Annotated in this window: 6 protein-coding genes and 1 pseudogene; 5 read left to right on the top strand and 2 right to left on the bottom strand. The window is 34.9% G+C overall.

Annotated elements, in window-relative coordinates:
• Positions 1 to 166: 166 nt before the first annotated feature.
• Positions 167 to 597 (top strand): annotated as a pseudogene (tnpA, locus tag Q0998_RS04225) (IS200/IS605 family transposase).
• Positions 598 to 641: 44 nt separating this feature from the next.
• Here the strand turns inward: tnpA and Q0998_RS04230 are convergent.
• Both Q0998_RS04230 and Q0998_RS04235 read right to left on the bottom strand, forming a co-directional pair.
• A complete protein-coding gene (locus tag Q0998_RS04230) occupies positions 642 to 1,868 on the bottom strand; it encodes a putative glycoside hydrolase (RefSeq protein WP_299666693.1) in 1,227 nt (408 codons plus the stop codon).
• A gap of 780 nt (positions 1,869 to 2,648) precedes the next feature.
• Positions 2,649 to 4,070, bottom strand: coding sequence for a sulfatase-like hydrolase/transferase (locus tag Q0998_RS04235; protein WP_299666695.1), 1,422 nt, complete (start codon positions 4,068 to 4,070; stop codon positions 2,649 to 2,651).
• A gap of 516 nt (positions 4,071 to 4,586) precedes the next feature.
• Here Q0998_RS04235 and Q0998_RS04240 point away from each other — a divergent pair.
• The 4 genes from Q0998_RS04240 to Q0998_RS04255 all read left to right on the top strand — a co-directional run bounded on the left by Q0998_RS04240 (position 4,587) and on the right by Q0998_RS04255 (position 10,234).
• Complete coding sequence (locus Q0998_RS04240; protein ID WP_299666698.1) at positions 4,587 to 6,653, top strand: glycoside hydrolase family 95 protein; 2,067 nt, start codon at positions 4,587 to 4,589, stop codon at positions 6,651 to 6,653.
• Positions 6,632 to 7,036 (top strand): glycoside hydrolase family 95-like protein, encoded by a 405-nt coding sequence (locus Q0998_RS04245; RefSeq protein WP_299666701.1) that lies wholly within the window; start codon positions 6,632 to 6,634, stop codon positions 7,034 to 7,036. Before Q0998_RS04240 ends, Q0998_RS04245 begins: the two co-directional genes overlap by 22 nt.
• 226 nt (positions 7,037 to 7,262) lie before the next feature.
• Positions 7,263 to 7,892 (top strand): hypothetical protein, encoded by a 630-nt coding sequence (locus tag Q0998_RS04250; RefSeq protein WP_299666703.1) that lies wholly within the window; start codon positions 7,263 to 7,265, stop codon positions 7,890 to 7,892.
• 80 nt (positions 7,893 to 7,972) lie between these two features.
• Positions 7,973 to 10,234, top strand: a complete 2,262-nt coding sequence (locus Q0998_RS04255; RefSeq protein ID WP_299666706.1) for a right-handed parallel beta-helix repeat-containing protein — start codon at positions 7,973 to 7,975, stop codon at positions 10,232 to 10,234.
• The last annotated feature ends 135 nt before the right edge of the window (positions 10,235 to 10,369 follow it).

The raw sequence follows: 10,369 nt of genomic DNA on the forward strand, positions 1-10,369 counted from the left end.
ACTACAGACCTCAAAAATTAAAGGTCTGTAGTTGATAATTATTTATGGAGTTTTAAAAACAAGTCGATGAACGTAATTATCATATTTTATTGGTCTCAAATTTAGTTAAAACTATGCACTTTGAGTGCATCTCGCTTTAGCTTCTAAAAATTTTTATCTTTGTTGTATGTCAAAACAACGAGTTAATGGTCATACATTTTCAAGATTAACAGTACATATTGTTTGGAGCACAAAGTATAGATATTCAGTTTTGAAAGGCGATATACAGAAAAGGTGTAGGCAGTTACTTATTCAGATATGTGATTCAGAAGATATTGTGATATTAAAAGGAGTTGTTTCAAATAATCATATTGATATGCACATCGAGTATCGTCCATCGCAAGATATAAGTTCGATAGTAAAAAAGCTAAAAGGCAGAAGTTCAAGAAAAATTCAAGAAGAGTTTCCTGTTTTGCGCAAAAAGTATTGTGGAAGACACTTTTGGGCAATAGGTTTTGGTTGTTGGAGTACGGGAATATTACAGATAAAATGGTAAATGAATATTTAGAACATCATCGTAAATCAACTAACGATAACGTTGATTTTATACTTGAGTAAGTAGTTCAGATTCCGTAATGCTGACTTTAGTCAGATTTAAAAACCTATGGACTTCCAGTCCATAGTGGTTTAGTTTCCAGATCTATCGATGCATTGTCAAATTCACGGGTGTACACATATCCATTTACGGATGCAGGACCTAATGGGGGGCCAAGGTACTTGCCAAAATCCTCATCCCAAAACATGAGATGGTCTGATGACCAATTATTAGCGGATGGCATCTCCTCATCCCAAAACATGAGATGGTCTGATGACCAATTATTAGCGGATGGCATCCAATGGTAATAGCTGTTGTCATTGGCAATTATTAAGAATGCCGCCAAACTAAATTTGTGGTCTGTTGTGTTCCAAAAGGCTTCTGGTCCGGCATTGGCGATAATGATCTTTTCGTTGGGTACGAGGAGCAAGTCATCAAGCATTTTTTTTCCTTTGGCGAGGTTATCACATTGAGTTTTAAAAAAATGCTCTAGAAAAACCCCTTCGGCCGTTTCCAAATAATCGAAACGTGCATAAGGCGTGTTTGGTCCAAATCCGTTAAAAATTGTAGGACCAGGCATTTCGGCCATCATGTCTTTTAAATATGCTCCTGCGGTAGGACTTATATGTCCTCCAACGCTCAAGGCCGCATCAAGAAAAGTTCCCTCATGGGCATAGTTGTTCACCATATCTTCAACCACGTCTACAAACCAGGTACGAAATTCTTCACTTGCATAAGCGGTATCGGTCCAGTTTCCACCACCATTTTTACCGCTTGCCCAATCTGGATTGGCCGCTATCGAATCTTGAACGGTTTCATAGATTTCGTCATAGACCACTTTAGTATTCCAATAAAACAAAGGGTGTGTATTGCTATTATTGGCAACAATTTTAGCTGCTGTTGCCGCAGAAGCCCGTTCTGAACTTGTGGCTCCATAGATTTCTCTTGCATGTCTTTTCTCTATGGTAAAATAGTAAAAGTGATTCGCGATAAAGTCATATTCTTCTTTTGAAAAATCTTCAATATCATAAGCATGACCATAGAGACGCACCGAGGACCAATCCCCTGGACCTATTATTTGCGCGTTGCCCCATTGAAAAATGAACAATAGAGAAAAAAATAAAAACATTCCTTTATATGTTGAAAAGTACCTGTTTTTTAAGAGCGAAAACCGTGGAAAATGGTAGGGTTTAAAGTCCTCTATTGATGATTGGTGCCCTAGTATTAACTTTTTTATTTGTAAAATAAGCCTACTTTCAGGAAAGGTATTTTGTAATAAAGTAATTTTTGTCATAGTAATATCATTTAGTTACAACTTTTAAGTAAGTTTTGTTAAGAGGTTTGGTATTTATCATATTTCTAACCTGTATTATATTTGTTACCGCGTCTGATACAAATAACTGATTTTTTATAAAAAAGCTGTTTCTCTAATCTGCCTTTATTTTGCTCAATTCTTCCATGTATGTGGCTAATTTTTAATATCTGATAGCTTTTACTGTTTTAGCCAAAATAACGTTTTTATACGAGTGTTTATGATACTCAAGAGTTGGATGTTGAAAATTTCTGTTTTTAGAGCAAGAGTTTACAAGTTAAATAAGACTTTCTGCTAGAAATAGGATGCTACTTGACACTCATAGAGCGCAAATGATAAAATCCAGATCAAAGCTGTTTGAAAATGAATAACGTTTTTGATTCAACTATTTAAATTAGGTATTTTGGTAGAGATATCATAAGGTATCTCAATACTTTTAGATATATTGTTTGTAAAAAAGAAAAGAACATAAGGCTGTTTGATAAGTGATACTGATTTTTGTTATTGAATAGCTAATTTTTTTACCCAAAAATCTCACTTGATTTTACTGAAATAAGTAAAAGACTGGAATCATTAAAAGGTGTCACATGTTGTTTTTGTGTACTAGATAAGTCTTTAGATAGCATTTTTATGTATCGCCAAAGAAGTATCAAACAACCTGCAATAAACCAAACTATTTATAAAAAATGAGACCTATTTATAGTATTCGCTTTGGCGAGTGTTTTAATTGATGATGGAAATGCTTTTGAGAAGAGCAATTGTTTAACTTCTCTCTTTAGAAAATAATTTTTTATCAGGTTTTTCTGGAAGTGTTTTTTGCCACTTTACTATTTTATTTTTTAGATTTTCAACGATACGAATGTTCTTGTCTTTTAAATCATTTTTTTCATAAACGTCATTGGCAATATCATAAAGTTCCACATAGCTTAAATCTTTATTTGCTACTAATTTCCATTGCTCGTCTACTATTGCATAAGATACCCAATGGTTAGGTGCATTTTTACTAGCTGGCCAACGAGCTCCCATTTTCCAAAAAAGTGGCTTAGTACGTAATGGATAAGTTTTTCCCATAAGTGTAGAAACCTGACTAATACCATCTGGTTTATAGTTTTCGGGCAGTTTAACGTCTGCTATTTCACAAAATGTAGGAAGTAAATCTACGGCAGACATCAAAGATACATCATCAATGGCTCCAGCCTTTATTTTTCCAGGCCAACGCGCAATAAATGGTACCCCTATACCACCTTCAAAAAGAGCTGCCTTGTAACCTTTTCTACCTCCTGTTATTCCTTTGGAAGCTCCAGTCCCATATCCTACACCCGTAGCTGTATCTAAAGATAATTTTAATTCTTTTACCGTATTGACAGATCTGGCAGGACCATTGTCTGAACTAAAAATAACAAGTGTATCGTCCGTAAGATCTAAGCGGTCAAGCGCATTCAAAAGGTCTCCAATCCTCTCGTCGGCATGCGATAATACAGAAGCATAAATATTATCTGCCTGCTTTAAGTTTGGAAAGCGCCATTGGTATTTTGGTATCACATGGTGTGGTGTATGGGGTTCATGAACCCACAGATTGATAAAAAATGGTTTATTTTCTTTCTTGCTTTTTTCTATAAAAGCGATGGCATTATCAGCATCCTTATAAAAAGGCATTTGTTCTCCAGAACAATTAAAGGCGCCATAAGTATCGTAACCGTATTTATCTGGAGTTGGCGAGTCTATAACCATATTGTTGGAAAGGTGCCATTTTCCAAAATGAGCGGTCGCATACCCATTTTGCTGTAGTAATTTAGGTAATAATGTGGTTTCGTAATCTAACCAATCGGGCATATTCCTTCTTGCGTTTTGTGGCACCCAAGCAAAATGACCATTAATATTATGTCTGGCAGGAAATTGTCCAGTTATCACCCCAGTTCTACTTGGTGAACAAACACCACTCGCCACAGTAAATCTTTGAAAATCGGTACCTTCAATTACAAGCCTATCAATATTTGGAGTTTTTACGTATGGATGCCCATGGGCACTCAAATCACCCCAACCCCAATCGTCAGCAAATATAAAAACGATATTTGGTTTTGTTTTTATATGATTAGGGGATTTGTTGATATGGATTTGTTTGCAACTCAGCATACCTCCTAAGGTAAAGAACAAAAAGTAGGTTATTTGTTTAATGATTCTCATAATAATATAATTTTCAACAAAAATATTTAAATGTTTAGTGAATAGTTTGCTCATTTAAATCTATTTAATTCTCTAATCAACTATAATGACCAATCATAGAAATGAGTAAGCTATTGGGAGCGTAGAGAAAGTTACTTTATAATTATTTCACAATTATTGCAATAACTCTTTTCGCTGCTTTGTTAAATATATAGTTTATTAAAATACTATAAAACTTTAATGTATCAGGTAGCAGTAATTTAATAATTATGAATGGTACTGGAGTTGTATTATTTATAAACTTAAGCATGTTCGTATTTTTTATACGCAAGTCTTTTTTGTGCAAAGAAGCGACTAAAATTCAGGAATGGTTGAAATGGGAAAGTAATTGACAGATTAGAGAACATAACCTCAAAAATGTTTTTCTAAATTTAAAAATTGAAAACAAAATTCTTGAAAAATAATTTTAAAATGCATACATTAAAAAGTGTTACAGTGTTATTTGTAATAATTATAATGCTTTTTAGTTGTTCAAATTTGAACAATAAAACTAAAAACCAAGCAACTAAATTCGAAAATCAGGATTATAATCGTGGTATGACGATGATTATGCCTGCCAGCCAATGGCGAGAAGGGCTTCCTTCTGGAAACGGAACCATTGGAGCATTGGTGTATGGTTCCATAAACGAAGAATGCATACTTTTTAATCATAACGAACTTTGGTACGGAGGTACAACGGATGATATACCAGATATGTCAGCAGAACTTCCAGTGGTTAGAAAATTACTGTTAGAAGGAAATTATGCTGATGCCAACAATCATTACAGAAAAAAGCTAAGAGAAAAAGGTTTTAGGGCCAATAATGCTATGTATCATCCCGCTTTTGATATGTTGATTACAACAGAAACCGAGCGCATGTTTGAAGATTATAGTAGAACTTTAAATTTTGAGACAGGAGAAGTTGAGGTCAAATGGCGAGACGGCGAAACCCATTTTTCAAGACGTCTTTTTGTTTCTATTCCTGATAATATTTCGGTAATGTCCATTAAAGCAGATGTAAAAAATGCAGTGAGCGGTGATGTGACCCTAGATATTCATGACCTTAATGATGCTATTTTGCAAAATGGTAAATCGTTTCAACTTCCATTTACCTATAAAACGATTGTTAATGATAATTTTATAGAGTTTCATGCAGATGGTTCAGATGGAGGTCAATTTGGTGGTGTTGTTCGTGTAATAACAAAAAATGGAAATATAAAAGAGAAGGGAAATCGTATCATTTTTGAAAATGCTGACGAAGTTGTTTTAATAGTCGGATTTTTTGCAAACGAAGCAAGCAGTGTTGCTGTACCTAGGCTTAAAGATGAATTGAACAAATTAAGTAGTGATTATAATACCCTTTTCAATAAACACAAAACCTTGCACAGTGAGAAGTTTAATGCGATGGGTGTTAGTTTAAATCCATCAGAGAAAAGAAATACACCTAATGAATATCTGCTTTTAGATGCTTATCAAAACCCAGCTTCAACCGAATTACTTGAAAAACTTTTTGATTATGGGCGTTATCTTTTAATATCGAGTAGTAGAGCTGGAGGTTATCCAGCAAATTTACAAGGTATTTGGAATGGCGATTACCGTCCACCATGGAATTCATTATATGGCATCAACGAAAATTTACAAATGACCTATTGGCAAGGGCTTCCAGGAAATTTAAAAGAATCAATGATGGCTTTTTATGATTATTTTGATAGTCACACAGATGAATTTAAATACAATTCGAAACAACTTTGGGGAAGTGATGGTATTTATATTCCTCCATTTATGTCGCCAGATTCTGGAAGATTGAGACATACCGCCCCCCATGTAGTCTACTGGACAGATGCTGCAGGATGGTTAGCTTCATTTTATTATGATTATTATTTATTTACAGGAGATGAAGATTTTCTAAAAAACAGAGCCATACCATTTTTGAAAGAAGTAGCTGCCTTTTATGAAAGCTATATTGTAAAGGATGAACAAGGAAAGAATATGTTTTTCCCGTCACAATCACCAGAAAACCAACCTGAAGATAAAATTATAATTGACCCTGTTACTGGAAAGGAAAAAATTATAAAAGTCCAAATTAACTCGACAATTACTGTAGCCATTTCAAAAGAAGTGTTCACTAATTTAATTGAATCCTATAAAGTATTGAACATTGAAAATGACGAAGTAAAACGATGGAAAAAAATAGTATCGGATATGCCAGCATATCAAATAAATAAAGACGGAGCTTTAAAAGAATGGTTACATCCAGATTTTAAAGATAACTATGAACATCGACATCAATCGCATATATACCCTTTATTTCCAGGACATGAAATTACAGAAGAATCTAATCCAGAATTGTATGATGCAAGTAAAGTGGCTATCGAGAAAAGGCTTCGTATTGGTTTAAAATCGCAAACAGGTTGGTCTTTGGCTCACATGGCAAATGTATATGCGCGTTTGGGAGATGGTGAAAAGGCAAATGAAGCTTTGAATATACTTGCACGAAACTGTTTGGGTCAAAATCTTTTACCTACCATAACGATTGGCGAAAAATGGGTGTTACCTTACCCATAGTTTGGGGAAGAACTGCACCTTTTCAAATGGATGCCAATTTTGGGGTTTCTGCTGCAATTACAGAAATGTTATGCGGTTCCACTAAAAACATGTTAAGAATATTACCTGCACTTCCAAAAGAATGGACTACTGGAGAATTTAATGATATGTTAACGCGTGTAGGTGTAAAAACTTCAGTAAAGTGGAATTTGGATAAAAAAACAATAGAAGTTTCACTCTTAGCGGAAAGAGATGCAGTTTTTGATTTAAAACTCCCTTTTGAAGTGATTGATATAGAATCCAATGAATCTGATACTATAATTGATTCAAAATACGGTGATACTTATCGTCTTTTAAATTTAAAAAAAGGCGATAAGATGAATATGAAGATGATACTCAAATAGTATTTTAGAGGTCAGTAGCTAGTTACTTATTAAAAATAATAATTAACTAACGATGTCTGGTTGAGCGCAGTCGAAACCTATATAAAACAGACCAATAGTTCTCGACTGCGCTCGAACAGACAATAAAGAATGATACAAACACCTGATAAACAGTGTTTTAGAATTTGTACTTAGTATGTGTTTAACTACTGACCTCTATAGTATTTTTTAATAATAAAGAAGTTTAATGAACATTATAAAAATCAATATGGAACAGCTTAAAAAATATTATTTTTTATATGTTTTCATGTTTACAATAAGTAGTCTTTTTGCTCAAGAAATAAATTTCACCGAAGCTCCAGAAGATTATCAGTTGTATGCTCGTGATACATCGGATAGTGCTCAGGTTTTTATATCAGGAAACGTAAAAGGTGAGCCTAATTTTGAGGAATTCACATTAAAAGTATTTAAAGACGGTAAGCTTTATGATACTAAAAAGGATAGTTTAAAAAACAAGAAATTTTCAATTTCTACAAAAATTCATGCAGGATTACATCAGTTTCGATTTGAGTTTTATATCAAAAAAAACAATAAAGATAGCCTGTATTTAATGGCAAATCATGTAGTATGTGGTGATGCTTATATTATTACAGGTCAATCCAATTCTCACGCAAGTAGTAGGTTGTCAACGTATAACAATCCATATTGCAGAAGCTTTGGTGTTAAAACGGGTTATGAAGCGTATAATGAAGATGACAAAAAAGTACGTTGGGGATTGGCAACGGGAAATTGCCCAAATTTAAAAAAAAGATATCGGAACCTTAAGCTTTTATCGAAGACCAATAGTTTATTAAATGATGCATTACAAAAAAAATAAAAAGATAAGGAATGGCTATAAAACACTGAATACTATTCTAAATGGTATTCATGCTAAAATAGTATTTCCTGTAAACACAAATGAAAAGTAAACCAAAGCAAATGAAGCAGTTTTTATGGATACTTACTTTAGGATTTTTATTAACCTCGTGTTCAACTCTTTCAAAAGACAAGGGTACTAAAGAAATTTACGTCTCTATAAAAGGCGACAATGCTGGTGACGGGAGTATTTCAAAGCCTTATGCCACAATTCAAAGAGCAGTTCAGGCATCACGGGATTTTCGAAAAAATGGTGTTGTACAACCTATTGTTATTTATTTAAGAGAAGGTCGTCATCAGTTAAACGAGACTTTAGTTTTGGGAATAGAAGATGGAAGACCACAAAATTCTGATGTAGTTCCCTTTGATGGCTATGGTGCAGGCGAAACTAAGTTATCTGCTTATTTAACAATTTCTGCATATTCGGAGGAAAACGCTATTATTAGTGGAGGAGTGCCCATTACTGGTTGGAAATTATTAAAAAAGGCACCATCAGGACTTCCATCAAATGCTTTGGGTAATGTATGGGAGGCAGATGTGCCTGAAGGACTTGAAAAGTTCTATACGCTTTACGATGCCAAGGGTCGTTTAAAGCGCGCCAGAAGTAAGGGTTTTGTTCCAGCAAAACTTGGGGATAAAAGGACGTTGTATTTTCCAGATGAGACTTTAAAGAATTGGGATAATCTTGAAGATGTTGAGGTTAATATTCGACCAAACCGAGCATGGGTTATAAACATGCTTCCTCTTGAATCAGTTGATGAAGAAAATGGTATTGCAAAAACAGGGGTGTCCGCAACTTACGATTTAGGTGAATTGCCAAAGTGGGTTCATACGAAGGATGGAACTTCAGCTTGGGTAGAAAATACTATTGAAGCCTTAGATGAACCAGGTGAGTGGGTGGTAAATACCAAGACCCGAAAAATGTATTTGTGGCCTGCAAATCCTGCTCAAGATGGAAAACCTCAAGGTATATTAGCCCCATCTACCAGTGAACTTATTCGGGTGGAAGGTCATATTGATTATAACGGCCCAACAGACATCCCTGTTAACGGTATTGCCTTTAAAGGTATAACGTTTACACATGCCGACCGATTGGCTTGGACTAATGATGAAAACCGTTTAGGTTGGGGCATGCAACATGATTGGGATATGTTTGATAAGCCTTCGGCCATGATTCGATTTCGTGGCGCTGAAAACTGCGTAGTAACAGATTGTAATTTTCTTAATTCTGGTGGGTCTGGTATCCGATTGGATTTATATGCACAACGCAATCGCATTGCCAATTGTGAATTTGCCCATTTAGGTGAAGCTGGAATTCTGCTGGCTGGTTATGGCCCAGGCATAAAGGATGTGAATCATCACAATGATATTATAAACAACCATATCCATCATTTTAGTGAAATCACATGGCATTCGCCAGGTATATGGGCTTGGCAAAGTGGTTCTAATCATATTAACCATAATTATGTGCACCATAGTGGTTATTCAGCAGTATTAATAACCAACCGGGTTGAACCAGATAGAAGGTTAGATGGTGAAGGTGGCAGAACCATTCGCCAGAAAGAAATCCCTGAAGATGTTAAGGCTAGTACCAAAGAAACTTATGAAAGTTGGAAAGTCCGTAAGAAATACAATCATTCCAGACATAACGTATTTGAATACAACGAAATTACACATGCCGTACAATTGTTGTCGGATGGAAATGCGATTTACGTTTCTGGTGCTGGAACGGGCAATATTCTTCGCTACAATTATATACATGATAATTTAGAGCATTCATTTCCTGCTGCCATCCGTTGCGATGATGACCAGCACGAAACACTTATTTTTGGAAATATTCTATATAACAATTATGGCTTTAGCGCTGGAATTGCTTCAAAAGGGGTCAATGACATTAGTAACAATTTTATCGTTGGGTCACTCGTTTCTCCAAAATGGGGGTACATTAGTTTTGAATGGGTTAGCGTAAAAGATTCGAAGGTGCATCACAATATTATTGTTTCACATCCCGATGGAGGCAATGCACATGGTGAAAGGCCTATTGGACGGTCTGAGGATGGAGATCCGTTATTGGTAGAGACCGATATGGAGTATAACCTCTACTACCATCCTGCCAATTCCAATTGGATGGATGAACATTTCGCTAAAATGCGTGCCGTGGGGAAAGAACAGTACAGTCTTTTTGCAGATCCTTTGTTTATAGATATTGAACATGGCAATTTTGGTTTTCAATTCAATAGTCCTGCACTAGAGTTAGGTATAGAACCCTTAGATGTAACTCAGATGGGTAGGTTAGATAAATAAGTCTGTCTTTCAAAAATGAATATATAAGAAGAATATATAGATAATATGAATAAAATTATTGAGTTAGTCATTTAATTTCCGTATATTTAAGTCAATAAAACTAGGATAATGGAACAATTTGAAGGACAAGATATA

It is taken from the genome of uncultured Polaribacter sp. (genome assembly GCF_947501385.1).
Lineage (GTDB): Bacteria > Bacteroidota > Bacteroidia > Flavobacteriales > Flavobacteriaceae > Polaribacter.